22 protein-coding genes are annotated in these 25,256 nt (G+C 61.4%); 4 read left to right on the forward strand and 18 right to left on the reverse strand.

Annotated elements, in window-relative coordinates; all coding sequences use genetic code 11:
• Nucleotides 1–250: 250 nt before the first annotated feature.
• The 7 genes from BLW50_RS10810 to coaD all read right to left on the reverse strand — a co-directional run bounded on the left by BLW50_RS10810 (nucleotide 251) and on the right by coaD (nucleotide 5,051).
• The gene (locus BLW50_RS10810; protein WP_090701611.1) at nucleotides 251–457 is read right to left on the reverse strand and encodes a hypothetical protein; all 207 of its coding nucleotides are present in this window, start codon (nucleotides 455–457) and stop codon (nucleotides 251–253) included.
• 54 nt (nucleotides 458–511) lie between these two features.
• Entirely contained in the window at nucleotides 512–1,642 is a 1,131-nt protein-coding gene (gene tgt, locus BLW50_RS10815) for a tRNA guanosine(34) transglycosylase Tgt (RefSeq protein ID WP_090701614.1), read from the reverse strand.
• Nucleotides 1,639–2,742 (reverse strand): tRNA preQ1(34) S-adenosylmethionine ribosyltransferase-isomerase QueA, encoded by a 1,104-nt coding sequence (gene queA, locus BLW50_RS10820; protein ID WP_090701616.1) that lies wholly within the window; start codon nucleotides 2,740–2,742, stop codon nucleotides 1,639–1,641. The genes tgt and queA overlap by 4 nt, the downstream gene beginning before the upstream one ends.
• A gap of 80 nt (nucleotides 2,743–2,822) precedes the next feature.
• Nucleotides 2,823–3,278 carry a peptidylprolyl isomerase gene (locus BLW50_RS10825; RefSeq protein WP_090701619.1) on the reverse strand — a complete coding sequence of 152 codons (456 nt, stop codon included), beginning with the start codon at nucleotides 3,276–3,278 and terminating at the stop codon, nucleotides 2,823–2,825.
• A gap of 20 nt (nucleotides 3,279–3,298) precedes the next feature.
• Nucleotides 3,299–3,913, reverse strand: coding sequence for a hypothetical protein (locus tag BLW50_RS10830; RefSeq protein ID WP_170850102.1), 615 nt, complete (start codon nucleotides 3,911–3,913; stop codon nucleotides 3,299–3,301).
• Nucleotides 3,914–3,958: 45 nt separating this feature from the next.
• Complete coding sequence (locus BLW50_RS10835; protein ID WP_090701626.1) at nucleotides 3,959–4,513, reverse strand: peptidylprolyl isomerase; 555 nt, start codon at nucleotides 4,511–4,513, stop codon at nucleotides 3,959–3,961.
• 37 nt (nucleotides 4,514–4,550) lie between these two features.
• Nucleotides 4,551–5,051 (reverse strand): pantetheine-phosphate adenylyltransferase, encoded by a 501-nt coding sequence (gene coaD, locus BLW50_RS10840; RefSeq protein WP_090701629.1) that lies wholly within the window; start codon nucleotides 5,049–5,051, stop codon nucleotides 4,551–4,553.
• A 66-nt stretch (nucleotides 5,052–5,117) separates the two neighbouring features.
• On the opposite strand from coaD, the gene BLW50_RS10845 reads away from it, so the two are divergent.
• Nucleotides 5,118–5,807 carry an ankyrin repeat domain-containing protein gene (locus BLW50_RS10845; protein ID WP_090701632.1) on the forward strand — a complete coding sequence of 230 codons (690 nt, stop codon included), beginning with the start codon at nucleotides 5,118–5,120 and terminating at the stop codon, nucleotides 5,805–5,807.
• A 10-nt stretch (nucleotides 5,808–5,817) separates the two neighbouring features.
• Here the strand turns inward: BLW50_RS10845 and BLW50_RS10850 are convergent, their stop codons facing one another.
• The 6 genes from BLW50_RS10850 to ssb form a co-directional block, all read right to left on the reverse strand.
• Nucleotides 5,818–6,321, reverse strand: coding sequence for a GlcG/HbpS family heme-binding protein (locus BLW50_RS10850; RefSeq protein WP_090701636.1), 504 nt, complete (start codon nucleotides 6,319–6,321; stop codon nucleotides 5,818–5,820).
• A 1,058-nt stretch (nucleotides 6,322–7,379) separates the two neighbouring features.
• The gene (locus tag BLW50_RS31035) at nucleotides 7,380–8,084 is read right to left on the reverse strand and encodes a sce7726 family protein (RefSeq protein WP_139267568.1); all 705 of its coding nucleotides are present in this window, start codon (nucleotides 8,082–8,084) and stop codon (nucleotides 7,380–7,382) included.
• 127 nt (nucleotides 8,085–8,211) lie between these two features.
• The gene (locus BLW50_RS10865; protein ID WP_090701646.1) at nucleotides 8,212–8,880 is read right to left on the reverse strand and encodes an HAD family hydrolase; all 669 of its coding nucleotides are present in this window, start codon (nucleotides 8,878–8,880) and stop codon (nucleotides 8,212–8,214) included.
• The gene (gyrA, locus tag BLW50_RS10870) at nucleotides 8,880–11,639 is read right to left on the reverse strand and encodes a DNA gyrase subunit A (protein WP_090701650.1); all 2,760 of its coding nucleotides are present in this window, start codon (nucleotides 11,637–11,639) and stop codon (nucleotides 8,880–8,882) included. Before gyrA ends, BLW50_RS10865 begins: the two co-directional genes overlap by 1 nt.
• 159 nt (nucleotides 11,640–11,798) lie before the next feature.
• Nucleotides 11,799–12,917 carry an E22 family MetX-like putative esterase gene (locus BLW50_RS10875; RefSeq protein ID WP_090701654.1) on the reverse strand — a complete coding sequence of 373 codons (1,119 nt, stop codon included), beginning with the start codon at nucleotides 12,915–12,917 and terminating at the stop codon, nucleotides 11,799–11,801.
• 15 nt (nucleotides 12,918–12,932) lie between these two features.
• Nucleotides 12,933–13,439, reverse strand: a complete 507-nt coding sequence (gene ssb, locus BLW50_RS10880; RefSeq protein WP_090708981.1) for a single-stranded DNA-binding protein — start codon at nucleotides 13,437–13,439, stop codon at nucleotides 12,933–12,935.
• A gap of 545 nt (nucleotides 13,440–13,984) precedes the next feature.
• Here ssb and uvrA point away from each other — a divergent pair.
• Nucleotides 13,985–16,882, forward strand: a complete 2,898-nt coding sequence (gene uvrA, locus BLW50_RS10885; RefSeq protein ID WP_244544461.1) for an excinuclease ABC subunit UvrA — start codon at nucleotides 13,985–13,987, stop codon at nucleotides 16,880–16,882.
• Between the two features lie 561 nt (nucleotides 16,883–17,443).
• Here the strand turns inward: uvrA and BLW50_RS10890 are convergent.
• The 3 genes from BLW50_RS10890 to BLW50_RS10900 are packed head-to-tail and all read right to left on the reverse strand — an operon-like array spanning nucleotide 17,444 to nucleotide 22,088.
• Nucleotides 17,444–18,499, reverse strand: coding sequence for a 2-oxoacid:ferredoxin oxidoreductase subunit beta (locus tag BLW50_RS10890; RefSeq protein WP_090701663.1), 1,056 nt, complete (start codon nucleotides 18,497–18,499; stop codon nucleotides 17,444–17,446).
• Complete coding sequence (locus BLW50_RS10895; RefSeq protein ID WP_090701666.1) at nucleotides 18,496–20,319, reverse strand: 2-oxoacid:acceptor oxidoreductase subunit alpha; 1,824 nt, start codon at nucleotides 20,317–20,319, stop codon at nucleotides 18,496–18,498. The genes BLW50_RS10890 and BLW50_RS10895 overlap by 4 nt, the downstream gene beginning before the upstream one ends.
• Entirely contained in the window at nucleotides 20,301–22,088 is a 1,788-nt protein-coding gene (locus tag BLW50_RS10900; RefSeq protein ID WP_090701669.1) for an FAD-dependent oxidoreductase, read from the reverse strand. The genes BLW50_RS10895 and BLW50_RS10900 overlap by 19 nt, the downstream gene beginning before the upstream one ends.
• A gap of 331 nt (nucleotides 22,089–22,419) precedes the next feature.
• On the opposite strand from BLW50_RS10900, the gene BLW50_RS10905 reads away from it, so the two are divergent.
• A complete protein-coding gene (locus BLW50_RS10905; protein WP_090701673.1) occupies nucleotides 22,420–23,409 on the forward strand; it encodes a Bug family tripartite tricarboxylate transporter substrate binding protein in 990 nt (329 codons plus the stop codon).
• A 22-nt stretch (nucleotides 23,410–23,431) separates the two neighbouring features.
• Here BLW50_RS10905 and BLW50_RS10910 read toward each other — a convergent pair whose 3' ends face one another.
• Entirely contained in the window at nucleotides 23,432–23,950 is a 519-nt protein-coding gene (locus BLW50_RS10910; protein WP_090701676.1) for a MarR family winged helix-turn-helix transcriptional regulator, read from the reverse strand.
• An 89-nt stretch (nucleotides 23,951–24,039) separates the two neighbouring features.
• On the opposite strand from BLW50_RS10910, the gene BLW50_RS10915 reads away from it, so the two are divergent.
• On the forward strand, nucleotides 24,040–24,468 hold the full coding sequence (locus BLW50_RS10915; RefSeq protein WP_170850103.1) for a fumarylacetoacetate hydrolase family protein: 429 nt from the start codon (nucleotides 24,040–24,042) through the stop codon (nucleotides 24,466–24,468).
• Here BLW50_RS10915 and cysQ read toward each other — a convergent pair whose 3' ends face one another.
• Nucleotides 24,469–25,236 (reverse strand): 3'(2'),5'-bisphosphate nucleotidase CysQ, encoded by a 768-nt coding sequence (gene cysQ, locus BLW50_RS10920; protein ID WP_244544205.1) that lies wholly within the window; start codon nucleotides 25,234–25,236, stop codon nucleotides 24,469–24,471.
• Nucleotides 25,237–25,256: the final 20 nt, after the last annotated feature.

Below are 25,256 nucleotides of genomic sequence, written 5' to 3' on the forward strand. Positions count from 1 at the left end.
CGTGGTCGCACTTTAGCTAGCTTCGCGACGCCAATCCAAAAGGAGGCCGCTACCCAAATTTGGTAGTCGCAAATACCGAGTCTCGGGAGGGAGCCTGCCGCTAGCCTGCGCCGCTAAAGGCGCTGCGACCTCCACCGAGGCCGCAAAATGGACATGGCAGGTCAGCAAGAACTAAACAGCAAGGTCTCGCGGGCTGGCCCCAGCGAACCTTGCTTTTGTTTTTTGGCTTTTGCTTTTAGTGAGCCGCGCCTTATCTGACGTTTTCCTGCGCCGCCAGCTTCTTCAATTCCATGATCGACAAGCGAATGCCTTTGTCATCTCTGACGATGTATTCCAGTTCCTCTGTCAGCATCGAGGCCAGCTTCTCGATGGCTGCCGCCGCCGTTGACGCGCCTTCACGGCTCTGCAGTTCCTGCTGAGCGCCTTTCGCAAACACTTCGATATTGAATTTGTCCATTGCCGCCCCTTCGCCTACCGAGCGCGTCGTGTTTCGGTCGAAACGCAATTTGCTTTAAGCCTCGGCGTCCGTGCCCCGCGCCCATCCCTCGCGCACACCGTCGCAATAATCGGCCAGATTGCCCGTCGCGATGGCCTCGCGCATGCCCGCCATCAATTGCTGGTAGTAGGCCAGATTGTTCCAGGTCAGCAGCATCATGGCCAGAATCTCTTCTGACTTCACCAGATGGTGCAGATAGGCGCGGGTATAATCGCGACCGGCCGAAGCGGGCGAGTTCTCGTCCAGAGGCCGCTGGTCGGTGGCATATTTCGCGTTGCGCAGATTGAGCTTGCCGAAGCTGGTGAAGGCCTGCCCGTGGCGGCCAGCGCGGGTCGGCATGACGCAGTCGAACATGTCGACGCCGCGCGCCACGCTCTTCATCAGATCGTCTGGCGTGCCAACGCCCATCAGATAACGCGGCTTGGCTGACGGCAGATGCGGCTCGACCGTTTCGATCATGTCCAACATCACATCCTGCGGCTCGCCGACGGCCAAGCCGCCGATGGCCAGGCCATGGAAATCCATGTCCGCCAGCGCCCGAGCGCTTTCGATGCGCAACGGTTTATTGGCCCCGCCCTGCACGATGCCGAAGGCAGCATGGCCGTCGCCACCGCGAAAGGCCTTGCGGGAACGCTCGGCCCAGCGCAGCGACAGGCGCATGGCGCGCTCCGTCTCCGCATCGGACGCCGGCAGTTTGACGCATTCGTCGAACTGCATCTGGATGTTGGAGCCAAGCAGATGCTGGATCTCCATCGACCGTTCCGGCGTCAGCAGATGGCGCGAGCCATCGATATGCGACTGGAAGGTGACGCCGTTCTCATCGAGCTTGCGCAGCTTGGCGAGCGACATCACCTGGAAGCCGCCGGAATCGGTGAGGATCGGATAGGGCCAGTTCATGAAACGATGCAGGCCGCCGAATTCAGCGACGCGCTCGGCGCCCGGCCGCAACATCAAGTGATAGACATTGCCGAGAACGATGTCGGCGCCCAGCTCCCGCACCTGTTGCGGGTACATCGCCTTGACGGTCGCTGCGGTGCCAACCGGCATGAAGGCCGGCGTGCGGATTTCACCGCGCGGCATGATGATCCGGCCGGTGCGCGCTGCGCCTTGGGTTTTGGCAATGACGAAAGAAAAACCGTTGCTCATGAGTCCATGGTCTTGGTTGGATCGGCAGCGCGCGTCAACAGGCAGCAATCGCCATAGCTGTAGAAGCGGTAGTCCTTAGCGATGGCATGGGCATAGGCCGCCTTCATCGCGGTCAGTCCACCGAAGGCCGAAACCAGCATGAACAAAGTCGAACGCGGCAGGTGAAAATTGGTCAGCAGCATGTCGATCGCCCGGAAGCGATAGCCGGGCGTGATGAAGATCGACGTGTCCTTGGCAATCGGATGGATAACGCCCTGCTCGTCCACCGCCGTCTCGAGAATGCGCAGGCTAGTGGTGCCGATCGCCAGCAGGCGCCCGCCAGCGCGACGGGCGCGGTTCAGGGCGTCGGCCACCTCAGGGGAGATCACACCAAACTCCGCATGCATGCGGTGTTCGTCGGTATTGTCGACCTTCATCGGCAGGAAGGTCCCTGCTCCCACATGCAAGGTCACTTTGTGGATGGCGACGCCGCGCGCTTCGAGACTCGCGACAAGCTCGGGCGTGAAATGTAGCCCTGCCGTTGGCGCGGCAACCGCGCCGCTCTCGCGCGCGAACAGAGTTTGATAGTCGCTGGCGTCGTGGGTGTCCTCGCCGCGCTTCGAGGCGATATAGGGCGGCAGCGGCATGGAGCCGAGATTGACGATCGCGTCGTCGAGCGCCGCACCAGTCAACGCGAATTCAAGAAGCGCCTCTCCGCCTTCACCTTTTTCAATCACCTCGGCATCGAGGCTGGCGAGCAGACAGGCCATGCTTTCGGAACTGTCGCCAAAGCGAATGCGCTCGCCGACATTGAGTTTCTTGGCTGGACGCACGAAAGCGCGCCAGCGGCTGTCGCCTTCGCGCTTGTGCAACGTCGCTTCGATGCGCGCCACCGCTTCGCCGCGCACGCGCACGCCGCTCAAGCGGGCAGGAATAACTTTCGTATCGTTGACGACGACCACGTCGCCAGGGCGCAGGAAGGTCGGCAGGTCGCCGACGATATGATCGCGCAGCGGCGCATCGGGCTCGACGACAAGCATACGGGCGCTGTCGCGCGGCTCGGCCGGGCGCAGCGCGATGCGATCTTCCGGGAGATCGAAGTCGAAGAGGTCGACACGCAAAGAGACACTTCCTGAAACGGATCACGGCCGGATGCGAACATCCGGCCGGTCAGATTTAATCCAAGACCTTTAGTCTAAACTCAGCTGATCTTGGCCGAGACGATCTTGTCGGGTTCGCGAACGGGCTCGCCGCGCTTGATCTTGTCGACATTCTCCATGCCGGACGTGACTTCGCCCCACACCGTATATTGACGGTTGAGGAAGCTCGCGTCGCCGAAGCAGATGAAGAACTGCGAATTGGCCGAATCCGGGTTCTGCGCCCGCGCCATCGAGCAGGTGCCACGCACGTGCGGCTCGTTGTTGAACTCGGCCTTCAGGTTCGGATATTTCGAACCGCCGGTGCCGGTGCCATGTGGGCAGCCGGTCTGGGCCATGAAGCCGTCGATGACACGATGGAAGACGATGCCGTCATAGAAGCCTTCGCCGACGAGCTTCTTGATGTGCTCGACATGGTTGGGCGCCAGATCGGGGCGCATGCGGATGACGACCGAACCTTTGGTCGTTTCAAGCGTCAGGGTATTTCCTTCGTCCGACATAGTGTCTCCTGGTGTAAGAACTAAATGGCGCTGGCCGGCTTCTTGGCCGCCGGCGCGATGAAGCGGATGGCGAAACTGCGCCCCGCAATAGCCTTTCCGAACGCGGGGGTAAACCTCAGCGGCGTGCAGGCGCGAACGGCCGACAGAATGGAGGCGCGCAAGGTATCGCGCAAAACCTCGTCCCGCCCCGCCTTCACATAGGTCACGCGGGGCTCGCCGATCAGGTCTCCGATCTTCGAAAAGCTCATTCGGACAGTGACTTCGAGGTCGCCCAGCGTATTGCTCGGCGGCCGCCAGCAGGACAGGATGTGATCGGGAATATCGCGCGCCATATTGAGCCGCCCGTTGCCGTCCTCCGGCGCCGCCTGCGCGCCGTCCTGCGGCTTTTCGGCCTGCATGACGAACCCACCGCCGATCGGCGGAATAACCGTCGAAACAGGCGGCGTCAGATAGCCTTGCGGACCGCGCAGCTTGCCGAGCCATTTCGGGTTCGGCCGGATTTCGCCCAGATGTTTGCCGGGCGACGGAATCTCACCGTAGTGACGCTGGTAATAATATTGGGCCGACAGATCTTGCGCCGGCACCATGGCGAGCGCCGCAACGGCTCCGATAAAGGCCATGCGACGCAACACCATCATACTCTCCCTGTTCGGACTACTTGGCCGAACTACTTGGCCGAACTATTTGGCGTCCGAAGCCATGCGCATGCGCACGATCTTGTCTGGGCTCGAGACTTGACCGTTTTGCGACGACGAGCCCTTCTTGATCTTGTCGACGAATTCCATGCCGGAAACCACTTCGCCAAACACCGTATAATTGTTGTTGAGGAACGAAGAGTCGGCGAAGGTGATGAAGAACTGCGAATTGGCCGAATCCGGCTGCTGCGAACGGGCCATGCCGAGCGTGCCACGGCGGAACGGCGTCGCGGTGAATTCGGCGGGAATGTTGGGCAGGCTGGACTTGCCGGTGCCGGTGCCCGTCGGATCGCCGGTCTGGGCCATGAAGCCGTCGATGACGCGATGGAAAACGATACCGTCGTAGAAGCCCTGCTTCACCAGGGTCTTGATCTGCGCCACATGCTTGGGGGCGAGATCGGGACGCAGCCGGATGACGACGCGCCCGTCCTTCAAATCCAGGAACACCGTATTGTCGGGATCGCTCGCCTGAGCGAAAGCCGAGGAAGCCGTGGCGGTGGCCAGTGCCGCGAGCGTGAAGTGACGACGATCAATCTGCATAGTGTTCCCTTGTGAACGAAACGGGGCAGCCGCGCTGTCAGCGTGCGGCGAATTTGGCTTTCAGCGCCTTGGCGACCGCGGGCGGCGTGAAAGCTGAGATATCACCGCCCATGGAAGCGATCTGACGCACCAATGTCGCGGTAATATGGCGGACTGCGGGCGAAGCCGGCAGGAATACGGTTTGGACTTCCGGCGCCATTTGGGCGTTCATGCCGGCCATCTGCATTTCATAATCCAGATCGGTGCCGTCGCGCAGGCCGCGCAGCAGGATAGTCGCGCCCTTCTCCCGCGCCGCCGTCACGGCCAAGGCGGAGAATGTGGCGGTTTCAATATGACAGCCCGTTTTGGCGGCAATATCACGGGTCGTTTCGACGATCAGCGCGGCCTTCTCCTCGACCGAAAACAGCGCTGTTTTGCCCGGATTGACGCCAATGGCGACAATGATCTTGTCGCAGCAGGCGGCGCCGGCGCGCAGCACGTCGAGGTGGCCGTTGGTGATGGGATCGAAGGATCCGGTATAGAGCGCTATGCGAGTCATGGCCGGCAGACTACCTTTCTGCCGAGGTCACGCAAAGGTGCCGACCGCCCGATTTTGGGAGAATTCATGCGCAAATTCCTACGAGCCTGGCCCATTATCGTCGCCAGCCTCCTGTGCGGGACGGCGCAGGCGCAGATCGCGCCCAACCAGCAGGAACTGCTGGGATATCGCGGCCTGATGGCCGCCGCCGCGCAAGGCGATATCGGCGTCATCAGTCAGCTTGCCAAGAACCCGAACGAGCGGGAGCAGCGCGACGGCAACGGCCGGACGCCCCTACTCGTGGCGACATTCCGCAAACAGCGCGAAGCGATCAAGGCGCTGCTCGCGGCGGGGGCCAATGCGGCGGCGCTCGACCAGCAAAAATATGACGCGGTCACCATCGCCGCCGTCGCCGACGATCCGCAGACCCTGAAAATCCTGCTCGATGGCGGCGCGTCCGCCAAACTGATCACCAGCATCTACGACGGCACGGCGCTCATTGCCGCCGCGCATCTCGGCCACGAGGAGATCGTGCGCCAGCTGATCGCGGCCGGCGCACCGCTCGATCATGTCAACAATCTCGGCTGGACGGCCTTGATGGAATCCATCGTGCTCGGCGACGGCGGCGCGCGCCATCAGGCGACCTTGCGGTACCTGCTGCAAGCGCGCGCCAGTCCGAACATCGCCGATCGTCAAGGCGTGCGGCCGCTCGCCCACGCGCGCCAGCGTGGCTATACGGCGATGGCCGAGATGCTGGCGAACGCGGGCGCGCGCTAGTTCAGGCTCGTTAGTTCAGTCCTGCAGCGATCTTGTCGATCCCGGCCTGGGAGCAGACTTCATCCTTGTCGCCGCCCGGCGCGCCCGAGACGCCGATCGAGCCGACGATGTCATTGCCTGCCTTGATCGGCAGCGCGCCCTGGGCCGACGTCACCTTGTCGAGCAGCAACGGGCTTGTCGCCGTTGGATTGGCGGCGATGCGCTTGCCCATGTCACCAGACGGAATGCGGAACGTCAGCGCCGTATAGGCTTTGCGCAAGCTGTTTTCCAAAGTGTGCGGGCTGACATTGTCATCGTGCAGCACGACGCGGGTGCGGCCGCTGCGATCGAGCACCGTCACCGTGACGCGAAAACCATTCTTGCGGCAGGTTTCGAGAGCCGTGGTCGCGGCTTGAAGGGCGGCATCAAAGGACAAATTGCGCTGGCTGATCAGAGTTGACGTCTGCGCCTGCGCGCCAACAGACAAAGCGCACAGTGGAATGCCGGCACAGGCCAGCGCGAGCCGAATGGTCATGAAGATCCCTCCTCGCCCTCCCCAGGGCGACGCGTGAGCCTACCGCCTCATCAGCGGACGGCAAGCGTAATGCTAAAAGCTCGGTCAACGATATTTATGCTTCGCAAAGCTAATATCATCAGATAGCTTTTCTCCTGGGGACACAGGGAGGGCTTGGAATGGGAGTTCGATATCTTCCGATTTTGAAGTGGAAGCAGGGCGAGCGGACTGCGATTAGTCAGTTGAGCAGCGCAGGACGCAATGGTGTGACACCGCATATTGTGCTCATGCAGGCTCAATTTGGCGGCCCACGCAAGCAAAAGAAAACGACTGTATCCACGACAAAGATACCACTTTCCGCATCAGACTATTTCGCTAAGCAGGTCGAAGATGTGTGGGGGAAAACACCGTTCTACCTGGATGCAGGAAACCTTGCCGAAACAGCATCAAGCCACGACCTCGATACTATCCGAAAAAGCACGAATGGCTTAGGCCTGCACTTGATACCTTCAACACGATTGCACCGCACCCCAAGTTATAATCAAGCTATTATACGATCATTTAAGGCCGATGGGCGCGGTATCGCTCTGCGAGTCTCATTGGACCAGATGACATCCGCTGCTACCTGGGTGTCATCTTGGCCAATCCCATTGGGAGAAACCGATCTCATCGTCGATCTTGGCGGAAGCGTTGCAAGTGTCTTAGCGCTTGGAGCTCCAGTCCACGCAGCCTTTGTGGCATTGCACAAAGGGGGAGCTTGGCGTTCAGTTACGGTGTCCGGAGGCAGCATTCCAGCTACACTGTCCGGATATCCTGTCGGCAGAACCATGCTGGCCCGTTCGGAACTCGCATTATGGTCGGCGCTCCAGAAAGCTAGCCTCTCGTATCAATTGGATTTTGGCGACTACGCCACGATTGGCCCAGACGCAGCTACTGAGGGCATAGCGGGACCCGTCCCGATTAACGTGAAATACACACTGACATCAGAGTTCGCAGTGTACCACGGCGTCAGGACAAAAGGACCGGGCTCCAAGCCCAGGGATCAGCAATACCGCAGCCATGCGAAAGACATAGTGAAACTACCAAACCGTTTCCCTTTGGCTCACTGCTGGGGAGACCACATGATCGACGCCGTTGCTAACAACCCGACTGCTTCCCCTGGAAGCCCTGGGAGCTGGGTCGGCTTCAGTGTCAATAGGCATATCGAACTGACTAGGAGCCAATTGCCCTAGCCTCTGCCTAACCTTAAGTGCGTCTCGGACGTGATCCCTCAACTGACGGAATGGAATCTCGGATAGGAGGCGGGCGCTAATCTCGCCCGCTCGTTTCGAACGCCAACCGTTTGCCAGCCCGTGCTTCTCCAGCACAGCAACAGCTTCGTCCTTCCAAAGCATTTGCACGACTACCGAAGGATCAGGCTGTGGGTTTTGTCGACCTTTGCGCTTTGATTTCAGCTTGACCTTTCCATCGTGCATGCTGGCCATCACACATCCCCACCACTTCGGTATTATTCGAAGGGCTTTCTCAGCATGTTTGTCGCCGACTACCAATGTCATGTGGTCAAACACCTTTCCGTAGATCTCCACCTGATACGGAAGGCGCTCCAATGTATCGGAGTTACTTTTCAGCTCATATCCAGAGAGTTTACCGTTGACGACCGCGATATCAACCCGAACGGTGCCGGACCAAACGCCCATCTCTTCGACAACTCGCGTCGAAGGATCAGCGCCATAAATATCGGCCAGATGCGCGAGAACAGCTCGCCTTACATCTCCGTCATGCATTCGCTTACCACCGCGTTGCCCTTATAAAGCTTATGTACAAGGGATTAACCGTTCATTGATCGGATGGTCAACAAACCTAAGCCTGTTGTCGACAGACTTGCCCCGCAGCCACACGCGAATGTGAGAGTCAGGCGAGAAGCGGCTTCAACATGGCTGCATTGGCCGCGATCCGACGCGCGCCTGCCTGCTCCAGTGAAGCCTTGATCGCTGGCGACGAATGGCCGCCGCCCATGAAGCCGATCACATCCATGCCGGCACGCCGGCCGGCGGTGACACCTGCGACGGAATCTTCGATCACAACGCAGCGCGCCGGATCGGCGCCCATCTGCGAGGCGGCAAAGAGGAAGACGTCAGGCGCCGGCTTGCCGCGCTTAACCTGGGAGACCGAGAACACGCCGCGCTCAAAAAATTGGATCAGGCCCGTCTTGGCCAGGTTCTTCTGCAGCAGCGACAAACGCGTCGAAGAGGCGACGCAGCGCGGATACGAACTGGCGCGCAGGACCTCGGCCATGCCGTCGATCGCCGCCAGTTCGATATCGAAACGGCGATGGATTTCCGTATCGACCTTTTCGCGAAAACCTTCCGGCAGAGGGCGACCGCTATCGGCCTCAACCCGGCGCCAGGCTTCCGCCACCGGCATGCCGGCGTAACGGCTGGCGTAGTCATACGGCGTCATGATCAGGCCGAGCTCGGCGACCGCGTCGGCACAGACATGGCTGGCGATCTCTTCCGAATTGATCAGCACGCCATCGCAATCGAAGATGACGAGATCAAAGCCGGTTTCAACAACAGCCATTATTCCGACCCGGCGCTCGCGTCACCGTTCGCTTCGCCTTCGTCTTCGCCGTCTTCACCGATACGTTCGACCGAGACCACTTTCTCGCTCTCGTCGGTGCGGAAGACGATGACGCCCTGCGTCGCGCGGCCGGCAATGCGGATGCCCGCCACCGGACAGCGGATCAACTGGCCACCATCGGTGACAAGCATGATCTGATCGCTTTCCGAGACCGTGAGCGAAGCGACAAGCTCGCCATTGCGGGCATTGACCGCCATGGCGGCGATGCCCTTACCGCCACGGCCGGCGGTGCGATATTCATAGGACGAAGAGCGCTTGCCGAAACCACGCGACGAGACCGTGAGAATGACCTCTTCGAGCGCCGACAGTTCCACATAGCGTTCCTGCGAGAGGGTGAGCGCACCCGTGGTCTCCTCCTCCGCCTCGCCAGAATCGACGGCCTCGCCCGTCTCCTCGGTTTCCCCGGCGACGGCGCGGCGCATGCGCATGAAGGCGGCGCGTTCATCGGCGCTGACATCAACATGGCGCAGGATTTCCAGCGAGATGACGACATCGCCATCGGCCAGATTGATGCCGCGCACGCCCATGGAATCGCGGCCCTTGAACACGCGCACATCGCCGACCTGGAAGCGGATGCATTGCCCCTTGCCGGTGGTGAGCAGAACGTCGTCGTCCTCGGAACACATCTTCACATCGACGATGGCTTCGCCCTCATCGAGTTTCATGGCGATCTTGCCGGCGCGATTGACCTGCGCGAAATCGCTGAGCTTGTTGCGACGCACGGTGCCACGGGTCGTGGCGAACATGACGTCGTATTTTTCCCAGGTCGCCTCGTCCTCGGGCAAGGGCATGATCGTCGTGATCCGCTCGCCCTGATCGAGCGGCAGGATGTTGACCAGCGCCTTGCCGCGCGCCTGCGGCGCCGACAGCGGCAGACGCCACACCTTTTCCTTATAGGCCTGGCCGAGCGAGGAGAAGAACAGCACCGGCTGATGGGTCGAGGACACGAACATGCGATGGACGAAATCCTCCTCGCGCGTCTGCATGCCCGAGCGACCCTTGCCGCCGCGACGCTGCGCCCGATAGGCCGACAGCGGCACGCGCTTGACATAACCAGCGTGGGAGACGGTAACGACCATCTCTTCGCGCTGGATGAGGTCTTCATCCTCCATGTCCGCATCGGTCTCGAGAATGACGGTGCGGCGCGGCGTGGCGAACCCCTTCCTGATCTCTTCGAGCTCGTTGTGGATGATTTCCATCACACGGGCACGCGAGCGCAGGATATCGAGATAATCGGCGATTTCGGCCGCCAACTTATTCAAGGCTTCGGCGATCTCGTCACGGCCGAGCGCGGTGAGGCGCTGCAGGCGCAGTTCGAGAATGGCGCGGGCCTGGGCTTCCGACAGGCGATAGGTGCCATCGGCATTGATGCTGTGGTTCGGATCGGCGATCAATTCGATCAACGGCGCCATGTCGCGCGCCGGCCAATCGCGGCCCATCAAGGCTTCACGCGCAGCGCCTGCGTCCGGCGAGGTGCGGATGAGATGGATCACCTCATCGATATTGGCGACCGCGATGGCCAGGCCAACCTGCACATGGGCGCTGTCACGCGCCTTGCCGAGCAGGAACTTCGTGCGGCGGGTGACGACTTCCTCGCGGAAGTCGAGAAAGGCGCGCAGGAAATCCTTGAGATTGAGCGTCTCGGGACGGCCGCCGTTGAGCGCGATCATATTGGCGCCGAACGACGACTGCATCTGCGTGTAGCGCCACAGCTGATTGAGCACGACATCGGCGACAGCGTCGCGCTTGATCTCGATGACGATGCGCATGCCGTCGCGATCGGACTCGTCGCGCAGATCGGAAATGCCCTCGAGGCGCTTGTCGCGCACGAGTTCGGCGATCTTCTCGATCAGGACTTTCTTGTTCACCTGATAGGGAATTTCGGTGACGATGATGGCTTCGCGGTCCTTACGGACCTGCTCGACCTCCACCTTCGCCCGCATCAGGATCGAGCCGCGGCCGGTATGATAGGCGGCGCGAATGCCGCCACGGCCCAGGATCGAGCCCGCGGTGGGGAAGTCCGGCCCGGGGATGATCTCGATCAGTTCGTCGATCGTGATCTCGGGCTTTTCCATCAGCGCGAAAACGCCGTCGATGACTTCGCCGAGATTATGCGGCGGAATGTTCGTCGCCATGCCGACGGCGATGCCGCCAGCGCCATTGACCAACAGATTGGGGAAGCGCGCCGGCAGAACCGTCGGCTCCATATCCTTGCCGTCGTAGTTCGGCTGGAAATTGACCGTCTCTTCGTCGATGTCAGCAAGCAGCGACAGCGCGACACGCGCCAAACGCGATTCCGTGTAACGCATGGCCGCCGGCGGATCACCGTCGATCGAGCCGAAGTTGCCCTGCCCTTCGACCAGCGGCAGGCGCATGGAGAAGACCTGCGCCATGCGCACCAAGGCGTCGTAGATCGATTGGTCGCCGTGCGGGTGATATTTACCCATCGTATCGCCGACCGGCCGCGCCGATTTGACGAACGACTTGTCCGGCGTGAACCCGCTCTCGTACATCGTGTAGAGGATGCGACGATGCACAGGCTTCAAGCCGTCGCGCACGTCGGGCAACGCGCGACTGACGATCACGCTCATGGCGTAATCAAGATAGCTGCGCTGCATCTCATCGACGATGGAAACGGGGCGAATATCGGAACCGGGCTGGTCGGAGCCGGGATTTTGCGGGTCGGTAGGATCGGCCAAAGCGGGGTTGGTCCAATGATGAGAATCGAATGGTGCAATGTATCCGAACCCGCTGCGAAAAGCTAATTCGGAGCGCCGTTTCCGGCCCAAAATATTTTAATTATTTCAATATGTTATTGATAGCGAAAATGAGCGCGAAAAAGCCGCGCCCGCGATCGACTAACGGGCCAGGAATTCGGCGATTTTAGGCCCCAGTTTGGCCAGGCCGAGGACACCGTTGAGATGGCCGAAATCACCCGCGATCTCCGCCGTCTCGACCGGCGTGCCATTGGCGGCGATGGTCTGCGCCGTGCGCCGCACCCATTCGGCGGCGAAGACTTGATCATCGGGCGCGTAGAGAACGAGCGCTGGCGCCTTGATCCGCTTCAGCCCCTCGGCGGCGCTGGTGGCGCCCGCGCCTCGGCCAGGAATGAAGCTCTGGTTGGCCTTGACCAGATAAAGGAAATGATTGGCGTCGGAGACAGCAGCGCGACCGGCGGCGGCCTCCTCCAGCACCTGCTCGATACGATAGCGGTTGTCGAGCGCGGCCAGAGGATCGCGCGCCTCGTCGGCCCAGCGCGGGCCGATATATTTCTCCGCCCAGTGCCAGTGGTTGGCGTGCAGGGTGACGATTTTAAGAGCTTCGGTGAGGCCCCGCAGCGGCGGCTGGCGGCCGTAATAATCGCCGCCGTTCCAATTGGCATCGACGCGGATGGGTGAGGCCCAGACATCAAGCCAGGCGGTCAGCCAGGGGCCAGAATCTGCCGCCGCGATCACCGGGATGATGCGATCCATCATATCGGGAAAGCTGGCCGCCCATTCATAGGTCTGCAAACCGCCCATCGACGGCCCCATCACCGCATGCAGATGGGCGATGCCGAGATGATCGAGCAGCGCTTTCTGCACGCGCACGAAATCAGCGATGGTGACGAAGGGAAAGGACAGGCCGTAGGGCTTGCCGGTGGCCGGATCCGTGCTCGCAGGGCCGGTCGTCGTCACCGTGCGATCATAAGCACTGAGATTGACCAGCGTGTCGCTCGACACGACGAAATAGCGGTCGGTGTCGATCGGCTTGCCGGGGCCGATCAGATAATCCCAATAACCGGGCAACACATCGCTTTCGCGATAGCGCCCGGCGGCGTGGCTGGTGCCTGAGAAATAATGGCAGATCAGGATCGCATTGGAGCGCTCGGCATTGAGCGCGCCATAGGTCTCGTAGCCGACCCGCACATCCTGGATCGTCGCGCCGCTCACTGTTTCCAGCCGCGGCAGTTCGAAGACGCGCTTCTCGACGATCATGCCTAAACGTGACGACTAGAACGGGATGTCGTCGTCGATCGGCGCCGGGGCGCGGCTGCCACCACCGCCACCACCACCCGACGGGGCGCGACGCTGTTCCATCGGCGAGGAGCGACCAAATTCGCCGCCGCCACCACCGCCGCTGAAGGAGCCACGCTCCTCGCTGTCGCGACGGCTGTCGAGCAGGGTCAACTCGCCACGGAACCGCTGCAACACGACTTCGGTCGACTTGCGCTGGTTGCCGTCCTTGTCGGTGTATTCGCGGGTCTGCAATTGCCCTTCGAGGTAAACCTTCGTGCCCTTCTTGCAATATTGCTCGGCGATCTTGCCCAGGGCTTCATTGAAAATGACGACATTGTGCCATTCGGTCCGGTCCTTGCGCTCGCCGGTGGCCTTGTCGCGCCAGGATTCGGTCGTGGCGACGGAAAAATTGACCACCGCATCGCCATTGCCCGTGCGCCGCACTTCAGGATCACGGCCAAGATTGCCGATCAGAATGACCTTGTTGACGCTGCCCGCCATAACGCTCTCCATATTGCCAGGATCACCGTGACCTAGGATCGAAAAGATCCCCAATCGAACATGTGATCGATTTCCATCTGGAGCGGGATTGCCGTCGCATCCCGCTCTGGCGCGTCCGCTCCGCGTCGCGCCACATGCTTCTCTCGTAAACTGTCCCGATGCCGGCCGTGAGCGCCGCCTGCCAGGGGCGACCTGTTGTCCACAGCGCTCGACAGGACCGGAACAATGTTCTATATTTGTTCTAGTCGATTAGCATCCGCGTTGCAAGCACTGACAGAAACGAGCACCTATATAGGGTGAAGCTTGTGAATATCGGGGCTGCGACATGGCATTGCCCGATCCGCACCCTACATTCACGGAACCCCAATCCGCCGGACCGCCCCATGAAAGATGCTAAGCCGCGCGCTAAAACCGCGCGCAGCCCGAAAGCCCAATCGGACGCCAAATCGGTCGCCAAGCCTTCGGTCGCCAAACCATCGGCAACCAAGCCTGCCGCCGCCCCGTCCCTGCCCGGCCTCAGCCGGTCCGTTGCCGCGCCTGTCGACATGCGCTCGATTACCGTGCGCGGTGCGCGCGAGCACAATCTCAAGAATGTCGACCTGACCATTCCGCGCGACAAGCTGGTGGTGTTCACCGGCCTGTCGGGCTCCGGCAAGTCGTCGCTCGCCTTCGACACGATCTATGCCGAAGGGCAGCGGCGCTATGTGGAATCCCTGTCGGCCTATGCCCGGCAGTTTCTGGAAATGATGCAGAAGCCGGACGTCGACCAGATCGACGGCCTGTCGCCAGCCATTTCCATCGAACAGAAGACCACCTCGAAGAACCCGCGCTCCACCGTCGGCACGGTGACCGAGATCCACGACTATATGCGCCTGCTGTGGGCGCGCGTCGGCATTCCCTATTCGCCGGCAACGGGCCTGCCGATCGAAAGCCAGACCGTCAGCCAGATGGTCGACCGGGTGCTGGCGCTGCCGGATAAGTCGCGGCTCTATCTGCTGGCGCCGGTGGTGCGCGGACGCAAGGGCGAGTTCCGTAAGGAGATCGCCGAATATATGAAGCGCGGCTTCCAGCGCCTGCGGGTCAACGGCACCTATTACGAGATCGCCGACGCGCCGACCCTCGACAAGAAGTTCAAGCACGAGATCGACGTCGTGGTCGACCGTATCGTCGTGCGGCCGGATATCGCCGCGCGCCTGGCGGAATCGATGGAGACGGCGCTGGAACTGGCCGACGGCATCGCCGTCGTCGAATTCGCCGATGAGAAGGACGCCAAGGGCGAGCCCAAGCGCATCCTGTTCTCATCGAAATTCGCCTGCCCGGTCTCCGGCTTCACCATTCCGGAAATCGAGCCGCGCCTGTTCTCGTTCAACAATCCGTTCGGCGCCTGTCCGGTCTGTTCCGGCCTCGGCTTCGAGCAGAAGATCGATTCAGATCTCGTCGTGCCCGATGGCAAGGTGACCCTGCGCAAGGGCGCCATCGCGCCCTGGGCCAAGTCCTCTTCGCCCTATTATCTGCAAACCTTGGAAGCGCTGAGCAAGCAATACAAGTTCCGCCTCGACGAGCCATGGGACAGCTTGCCGAAGAAGGCACGCGATGTGATCCTGTTCGGCTCCGGCGAGGAGGAAGTTAAATTCGCTTATGACGACGGGCTGCGCGCCTATCAGGTGAAGAAGCCGTTCGAGGGCGTGGTGCGCAATCTCGAGCGCCGCTATCTCGAAACCGAAAGCGAATGGGCGCGCGAGGAAATCGGCCGCTATATGGCTGATACCCCCTGCGCCGCCTGCCAAGGCCATCGCCTGAAGCCGGAAGCGCTCGCCGTGAAGATCGACGGCAAGCATATTGGCGAGATCGCCCAGCTTTCCGTGCGCCATGCCGCGCAATGGGCGACCGACCTGCCGCAGCATCTCGACAAGAAGCGCAACGAGATCGCCGGCCGCATTCTGAAAGAAATCCGCGAGCGGCTGATCTTCCTGGTCGACGTCGGCCTCGACTATCTGACCTTGGCGCGCAATTCCGGCTCGTTGTCGGGCGGCGAAAGCCAGCGCATTCGCCTCGCCTCGCAGATCGGCTCCGGCCTCACCGGCGTGCTCTATGTGCTCGACGAACCATCGATCGGCCTGCACCAGCGCGACAACGCCCGGTTGCTCGACACGCTGCGCCGGCTGCGCGACCTCGGCAACACGGTCATCGTCGTCGAACATGACGAGGACGCCATTCTGACGGCTGATTATGTGGTCGACGTCGGGCCTGGCGCCGGCATTCATGGTGGCCACATCGTTTCCGAAGGCACGCCGCAGCACATCCTCAACGATCCAAAATCGCTGACCGGCGATTATCTCACCGGGCGCAAATCGGTGATGGTGCCGCGGACGCGGCGTAAGCCGCAGCCGGGGCGCAAGCTGAAAGTGATTGGCGCGCGCGGCAACAATCTCAAAAATGTCGATGCGGAAATCCCGTTGGGCACGTTCACCTGCATCACCGGCGTGTCGGGTGGCGGCAAGTCGACCCTGATCATCGACACGCTCTACAAGGCCGTGGCGCGCAAGCTCAACGGGGCACTCGAACATCCGGCCCCCCACGACAAGATCGAGGGCATTGAACATCTCGACAAGGTGATCGACATCGATCAGTCGCCGATTGGCCGCACGCCGCGCTCCAATCCGGCGACCTATACGGGCGCCTTCACGCCGATCCGCGAATGGTTCGCTGGCCTGCCGGAAGCCAAGGCGCGCGGCTATCAGCCGGGGCGCTTCTCCTTCAACGTCAAGGGCGGGCGCTGCGAAGCCTGCCAGGGCGATGGCGTCATCAAGATCGAGATGCACTTCCTGCCCGACGTCTACGTCACCTGCGACGTCTGCAAGGGCAAGCGTTACGACCGCGAGACCTTGGAAGTGAAATATCGCGAGCGCAGCATCGCCGACGTGCTCGACATGACCGTCGAGGAAGCCCGGCAGGTGTTCAAGGCCGTGCCGACGATCCGCGAGAAGATGGAGACGCTGGCGCGCGTCGGCCTCGATTATATCAAGGTGGGACAGCAGGCGACGACGCTCTCGGGCGGCGAGGCGCAGCGCGTCAAACTGTCGAAGGAATTGTCGCGCCGCTCAACCGGGCGCACGCTCTATATTCTCGACGAACCGACGACCGGCCTGCATTTCCACGACGTCAAGAAACTGCTGGAAGTGCTGCACGAGCTGGTCGACCAAGGCAATACGGTTGTCGTCATCGAGCACAATCTCGAAGTGATCAAGACCGCCGACTGGGTGATCGACCTAGGCCCGGAGGGCGGCGATGGCGGTGGCGAAATCGTTGCTGTCGGCACGCCGGAAGACATCATCAAAAACGCACGCTCGCACACCGGCCACTTCCTCAAGGAAGTGCTGGCGCGCCGGCCGATGGCGGTGGCGGAAAAGAACGAGAAGGTGAGCAAGGCGGCGGCGGAGTAATCGCCGCTTTAGGCAGAGGCCGAAGCCATGGTGTCATCCCGGACGCACCGCAGGTGCGATCCGGGAACCAGGGGCAAACGACGCATGCTGTTTACAGTGGCGCACCTGCAAGAGAGGTGGCCTAGCGCCCTACCGCCCCGCAGAACGTCTCAAAGCAAAACCATAAATCCGCCGCCCTCCCCTCCTATTTTAGGCTGGAGATTCGCTGCGGCGCGCAACGGGGGGAACGGCTCTTGGACCGGAAACAGAAGACCACCGTCGAGCATGTCCATCCGGGACCGGACGCCCGCGTGCGTGCCGCCTCTCTTCAGGGAGGGGGTTCAGCGCAATTCTGAGGAACAACCCCATGCAAGATCACTGTCAAGGGCACGCCTGAGATCACTTCCCTTTGCGACATGGAGGGCGATCCAATGCCCAGAGCGCGCGGCCGAATCATGGGAAGTGATTGCGGCACAAGCCTAATTTTCGACGTGGGATATGCGTCACACGCCCCCGGTTCCCGGATCACTCGCACCGCAAGTGTCCGGAATGACACGCAGGCTTCGGCATACCCCGAAGCTTCTACCGCAGCCCAGCGTTGATCTTGTCGAGCGCCACGCTGCCCGGCACCAAGTCCGCGTCCGACAGGCGATTCAACGGCTTCAACACCGTATTGAGATTGGCATGCAGATCATCGGGCTGATCATCAAGGAAGATGAGCCCTGTGGCGATCTCGCCGCGTGACTGCACCCGGTGCAGCGCGTTGATGGCGGCGCCGCGATCACGCACGTCGTGGTCGGCGGCGAGCTTGTGCAGCTTGATGGTCGAGCCATCGTGCAGCTTCACCTCTTCCACCGTGCCTGGCGCGTAATCGGCGGTGATCGGCGCCTTGCCAGTGATGAAATCGAGCGTGTTCAGCGCCGCATTATGGGCCCGCACATAGTCAAAGCTCTTGGTCGAGCCTTCATGGTTATTGAAGGCGACGCAGGGCGAAATGCAGTCGATGAAAGCCGCGCCCTTATGTTCGATCGCCGCCTTGATCAGCGGCACGAGCTGGCCCTTGTCTCCGGAGAACGAGCGCGCCACGAAGGTGGCGCCAAGCTGCAAAGCCATGGCGACGAGATCGATGGGCGAGTCCGTATTGGCGACGCCCTTCTTGCTCTTCGACCCCTTGTCGGAGGTGGCCGAGAACTGCCCCTTGGTGAGGCCGTACACGCCGTTGTTCTCGACGATATAGACCATGTTGACGCCGCGCCTGATGGCATGGGCGAACTGGCCAAAGCCGATGGAGGCGCTGTCGCCGTCACCCGACACACCGAGATAAAGCAATTCGCGGTTGGCCATATTGGCGCCGGTCAGCACCGAAGGCATGCGCCCGTGCACGGTGTTGAAGCCATGCGACTGGCCGAGAAAGTAAGTCGGCGTCTTCGACGAACAGCCGATGCCTGACAATTTGGCGACGCGGTGCGGCTCGATGCTGAGCTCGAAACAGGCCTTGATGATCGCGGCCGAAATGGAGTCGTGACCGCAACCGGCGCAGAGCGTCGAGATCGGCCCTTCATAGTCGCGATGGGTGAACCCCAGCTCATTGGTCTCGATGTCGGGATGATGGAATTTTGGCTTGGGCAGATAGGTCACGGGATCGCCCTCTCCTTGATCTGATTGACGGCTTCACCGATGGCGCGATCGATGAAGCGCGCCGTGATCGGATTGCCGTCGAAATGGACGATGGGCATGAGTTGCGCCGGGTCGATGCCACATTCGACCATCAGCAACGTCCGCAATTGCCCATCCTTGTTCTGCTCGACCACGAACACGCGCTCGTGGGCGGCAATGAAATCCGTCACCTCGCGAGAGAACGGGAAGCCGCGCACGCGCAGGAGGTCGAGGTGGATGCCGCGTGCCGCCAGCATGTTGGCGGCCTCATTCATCGCCGGCGCCGTCGAGCCGAAATAGATGACGCCGAGATCGGTCTTGCGGCTGGCCGGCCGCGCCACAGGCGCTGGCACCAAGCCTTTCGCCGTGTCGAACTTCTTCGCCAGGCGCTCCATATTGTCGATGTAGTCCGCGCCCTCCTCGGAATAGCGCGCGTAGCGATCCTTGGTGGTGCCGCGGGTAAAATAAGCGCCGCGCTTGGGATGGGTGCCCGGCAGCGTGCGATAGGGAATGCCGTCGCCATCGACATCGAGATAGCGGCCAAACTCCTTGCCGGCCTCCAGCTCTTCAGCTGTCATCACCTTGCCGCGATCGAGCTGGCGCGTGTCGTCCCATTTGAACGGCGCGCACAGGCGGTGATTGGAGCCGATGTCGAGATCGAGCATGACGAAGATCGGCGTCTGCAGCCGATCGGAGAGATCGAAGGCAAGCGCGCCGAACTCGAAGGCCTCGTAAGGATCTTCGGGGAACAGCAGCACGTGTTTGGTGTCGCCGTGAGAGGCATAGGCGCAGGACAGAACGTCGGACTGCTGGGTGCGCGTCGGAATGCCAGTCGATGGCCCGCCGCGTTGCACGTCGAACAGAACGACGGGAATTTCGGCGAAATAAGCGAGCCCCAGAAACTCTTGCATCAGCGAAATGCCGGGGCCGGACGTGGCGGTGAAGGCGCGCGCGCCATTCCACCCGGCACCAACCACCATGCCGATGGAAGCGAGCTCGTCTTCCGCCTGGACGATGGCGAATTTGTTCTGGCCCGTTTCCTTGTCAACACGCAGACGACTGCAATAGCCGGTGAAGAATTCGGCCAAGGAGGTCGAGGGCGTGATCGGATACCAGGCGCAGACACTGGCGCCGCCATAGACAGCACCCAGCGCGGCCGCTTGATTGCCTTCGACGAAAATGCGATCGCCGACATTGTCGGCGCGACGCACGCGCAGGCCGATCGGGCATTGGAAGTTCGCCAGCGCATAATCACGGCCCATATGCAGGGCCTCGTGGTTCGGCGCGATCAGCTTGTCTTTGCCCTTGAACTGCTCGCCGATCAGTTTCTCCACCTCGGCGAAATCGATGTCGAGCAACGCGGCCAAGGCGCCGACATAGACGATGTTCTTGAACAGTTGGCGCTGGCGCGGATCGGTATAGCGCTTGTTGCAAATCTCCGTCAGCGGCACGCCGATGATGGTGAGATCATCGCGAAACTGCGACTTGGGGATCGGCCGCGAGGAATCATAGAAGATATAGCCGCCCGGTTCGATGCCGGCGATATCATCGGCCCAGGTCTGCGGATTCATGGCGACCAGGAGATCGGTGCCGCCGCGCGCGCCGAGATTGCCGGCTTCGCTGATGCGCACCTCGTACCAGGTCGGCAGGCCCTGGATGTTGGAGGGAAAGATATTGCGCGGTGTGACCGGCACGCCCATGCGGATGATGGAGCGGGCGAAGAGCTGGTTGGCGCTTGCCGATCCCGAACCGTTGACGTTGGCAAAACGGACGACGAAATCGTTTACGCTCTGGATCGGCATGATGGTCCTGCGTGTGTCATTTCAAGGTAGAATTTCTGCATGTCCCAGGCGCCGGTGGGGCAGCGCTCGGCGCACAGGCCGCAATGCAGGCACATGTCTTCGTCCTTCACCATGACCCGGTGGGTCTTGAGCTGACCGGAGACATAGAGATCCTGTGTTGTATTGGGCGCGGGCGCATTGAGCCGGTGGCGCAGCTCGCCCTCCTCACCATTGGTGGTGAAGGTGATGCAGTCCATCGGACAGATATCGACGCAGGCGTCGCATTCGATGCAGAGCTTGTCGGTGAACACCGTCTGCGCATCGCAATTGAGACAGCGCTGCGCCTCGGCAAAACCGAGCTTGATATCGAAACCGAGCTCGACTTCGGTGCGAATGTCCTTGAGGGCGATCTCAGCATCCTTCAGCGGCACTTTGTAACGCAGGTCGTTGGCGACCGCGTTGTCATAGCTCCACTCGTGAATGCCCATTTTCTGGCTGATCAGATTGGTCAGCGGCGACGGGCGGTGCTCAATGTCCTCGCCATTGAGCATTTTGTCGATCGAGACAGCCGCTTCGTGGCCATGCGCCACGGCGGTGATGATGTTCTTGGGCCCGAAGGCGGCATCGCCACCAAAGAACAGGCCTTTCACCGTCGACTGATAGGTCACCGGATCGATCACAGGCATGCCCCAGTGGTCGAACGCGATGCCGATGTCCTTCTCGATCCAGGGAAAGGCATTCTCTTGGCCGACAGCCATCAGCACGTCGTCGCACGCGATCACCACGTCGGGCTCGCCGGTCGCCACCAGATCGCGCCGGCCCTTGGCGTCACGCACCGCCTTCACCTTTTCGAAGACAACGCCGATGAGCCGGCCGCCGGCATGGTTGAAGGTTTTTGGCACGAGATAATTCATAATGGGGATGCCCTCATGCTGGGCATCCTCCTTCTCCCAAGGCGAGGCCTTCATTTCCTCGTAGCCGGAGCGCACGACAACCTTCACCTCCTCGCCGCCGAGACGGCGCGACGAGCGGCAGCAATCCATGGCGGTGTTGCCGCCACCGAGCACGATGACCCGTTTGCCGATCTTTTCGATATGACCGAAGGAAACGCTCGACAGCCAGTCGATGCCGATATGGATATTGGCTGCGGCTTCCTGGCGGCCGGGCACGTCGAGGTCACGCCCACGCGGCGCGCCAGTGCCGACGAAGACCGCGTCATAGCCCTCGTCCATGATCGCTTTCAGACTGTCGATGCGCTGGTGGCGGAAGGTGATACCGAGATCGAGGATATAGCCGACCTCCTCGTCGATCACCGTTTCAGGCAGGCGGAATTTCGGAATCTGCGTGCGCATGAAGCCGCCGGCCTTCGGATCCTGATCGAAGATCGTCACTTCATAGCCAAGCGGCGCCAGATCGCGCGCCACGGTGAGGGAGGCAGGGCCAGCGCCGATGCAGGCGATCCGCTTGCCGTTTTTCTTGGCCGCGGGTGCTGGCATCATCTGCCGGACATCGCCTTTATAATCGGCGGCGACGCGCTTCAGCCGGCAGATGGCGACCGGTTGTTCCTCGACGCGGCCACGCCGACAGGCTGGCTCACAGGGCCGATCGCACGTGCGCCCGAGAATGCCGGGGAAGACGTTCGACTTCCAGTTAATCATATAGGCGTCGGAATAGCGGCCTGCGGCAATCAACCGAATATATTCGGGGACTGGCGTGTGGGCTGGACAGGCCCATTGGCAATCGACGACCTTGTGAAAATAGGCAGGGTCCGAGATTTCGGTAGGCTTCACGCTTCACCTTCTCGTCGCCGTCCCCACACCGTCTTTGTTTAGTTATTTAAATTGTCATCAAGACGGTCACGGCGCAGTTTTTGTTTGCGAATCTTTCCCACCGAACAGGTGCGCGGCGGGTTGTCGCAGGGTGTTCCAACCCCCAGGCGCAGTCAAGGCAAGGGCGTGGGCTGGGCCCATGCGGAAGGGTCACAAGCGATCACATTTGCTTCAAGAGTCTCGATGGTTCGTGATGTTGCGATGCGGGATACTCGCGTGATTGACGGGTGCGCTCCCCACAGTAATCATCGCCGCAGGTGGAGAACCACCGCATCACAATCTGGGAGGAAACATGTCATCCGCGCGCTTAACCAAACGCGTTTTCGCCTTCGCCGCCAGCCTGGCCGCCCTTGCCGCCACAGGCCTCATGCCGGCTTCGGCCCAACCGGCCGCCTGGCCGCAGCGCGCGGTTAAATTCATCGTGCCCTTCGGCGGCGGCGCTGGCGCTGACATCAGCGCCCGGCTGGCGGCGGAACGACTGCAGCAACGTTGGGGTAAGCCAGTCATCATTGAGAATCGGCCCGGCGGCGATGGGTTGGTGGCAATCAGCGCGTTCATGAGCGCTAATGACGATCATGTGCTGATGTATGCCTCCACCGGCTCGTTCACGGTGCATCCGTTCCAGTACGACAAGCTGCCCTACGACTTCAAAACCGACATGCTGCCCATCGCCCAGGTCTCGAACACCATCCTCGGCATCGGCGTTCCCGCCGAAATGAACATCACCAGCTTAAAGGAGCTGGTCGCCCAGATGAAGGCCGCGCCCGGCAAGTTCAACGTGGCGCTCGTGCCAGGCATCACCGAATTGGTCTTCGACGGCTTCCTCAAGAAGGAAGGGGTTTCGGTCACGAAAGTGCCCTATCGAAACATCGTCGAGGGCGTCAACGATCTCTCCGTCGGTCGCCTGCAAGTGATGATGGCTGCCTATGCCATCCTGCAGCCGGGCATCGAGGGCAAGACCGTGCGCCCGCTGGCTGTCGCTGGCCGAGATCGATTCTCCGGTGCGCCGGATCTGCCGACAGCGCGCGAAGCCGGCGTGCCCTCGCTGGAAATGGAAGGCCTGGTCGGCCTGCTCGGCCCGAAAACGATGCCGTTCGAACTGCGTGAGCGTATCGGCAACGATGTCGTGGACGTCATCAAGGATCCGGCGATCGCCGCCAAACTGATTGCCACCGGTCAGGCCGTCAATCCAGGCGGTGCACGCGCCTTCGAGGCTTCCATCCAGCAACAGATCGATCAGGTGACCGAAATCGCCAATCTGGTCGGCATGAAGCGAAAGTAACCGCGCTCACCCGGCACCGCCCTCATTTGGCGCCGTCCTCCTGGGGCGGCGCCGCTTTCCGCCGCGACTTTGGCTTAGATTGTTCCGTCGGCTGCTCGGCCAGAATGATCAGAGCCTTGAGAAAACCCGGCCTGAGATCGGCGGGCAGAAGCTGCATGAGCCGGCGATGCACATTATAGGCGCCGGGAACGGAGCGGCGGATCATCGCGGCGCCCTTCGGCGCGATGAAGAGCGCATCAACACGCTGATCGCTGTGCATGCGCTCCCGAACCAGCATGCCGTTCTTGACCAGGCGATCGACCATGGCGCTCAGCGTGCTGCGATCAATTCCCACTTTTTGCACGAAGTCGATCTGCGACCGACCCGGCTCCTGCATGATCGCCAGCAGCAGCGAGAATTGCGGCGAAGATATTTCACGACCGATCTCTTCCGCATAGATCGCCATCATCCGCTGCTGGGCGCGCCGGATCAGATGCCCGACATTGTAGGACAGGTCGATCTCTTCATCCTCCGGGGAGGGTTCATTGCTCCGCCGCTTCATTCGCTCTTCCAACCTCGCGCGTGTTCTTCTCAATACTTGCGCCCATGGTCGCGCGGACGCAAGAATACCGCCGGTCCCGGGAGGATCATATGAAACTTTGCAGGTTCGGCGACAACCGCCTTGGGATCGTGGATGCGGAAGCCGGCGTGATCCGCGACCTCGGCGTTGAAGGTTTGCCTAAGGTCAGTGGTTATCCCCTGTCCCGCCACGATCTGCTGATTGCCAATATGGTGACAGCCGACGAATTCGGCAGGCCCGAGGGAAAACGGCTGACGATCAAGGTCAATGGTGTGACCAAGCAGGAGTCAAACACCAGCAAGCTCATCTATGACGTGCCACGGCTGATCGAATTTGCCAGCGCCTTCTATACGTTGGAGCCAGGCGATCTCATCTATACCGGCACGCCGGCCGGCGTCAGCCCGATCCGGGAGGGCGACGTGATGGTCAGCCAAATCGATGGCATCGGCACGATGACTGTGAAGATCAAAGGCAAAAGCAGAGAGAAGAGCCCCCGCTGATCACTCCCAGATCGAGGTATCGCCGGTGGCGATAAAATCGCCATTGGCGAAGGCGTCGTCACGCTTGCCATAGAGGAAAGGCGCGCCATCAGGCTGGCGCACATCGCCGCCGGCGGCGCGCAAAATCGCATGTCCCGCCGCTGTATCCCATTCCATGGTGCGGCCGGCGCGGACATAGACATCGGCAAGGCCTTCGGCGATCTCGCAGAATTTGATCGACGAGCCGACGGGCCTGCGTTCGGCAATGGGCAGGCCGCTCAACAGACGCTCCGTCTCCGCATTCATATGCGAACGACTGGCCATGGCCACGAGCCCTTGGGCTGGGCGTTGGCGCACCTTGATATCGCGGCGATGGCGCGCCTGCGTCAGGCTCGCACCCGCCGCCACGTCCATCGTCACGGCATGATCGGCGGCAAGCCAGAGCCGCCCGCTGGCGGGCGCGAAAATCACGCCAAGGACCGGCACACGGGCTTCGATCAGCGCGATATTGACGGTGAATTGGCCGTTGCGGGCGATGAAGTCCTTGGTGCCGTCGAGCGGATCGACGAGTACGAAAACATCGTCGATCTGCGGCACACGACCGGCGGAACAGGCCTCCTCGGCGACGATGGGAATGCCCGGCAGCAGGGGCGCAAGCGCCTTCTCGATAAGGGCTTCCGCCTCGACATCGGCTTGCGTCACCGGGCTGCCGTCGCCCTTATGGGAAGCATCCGGCTTTTCGTAATGGCGCAGGATGCAGACCCCGGCCTTCAACGCGATGTCAGCCATCGCCTCCACGAGAGACCAAT

It is taken from the genome of Beijerinckia sp. 28-YEA-48 (assembly GCF_900104955.1).
Lineage (GTDB): Bacteria > Pseudomonadota > Alphaproteobacteria > Rhizobiales > Beijerinckiaceae > Terripilifer.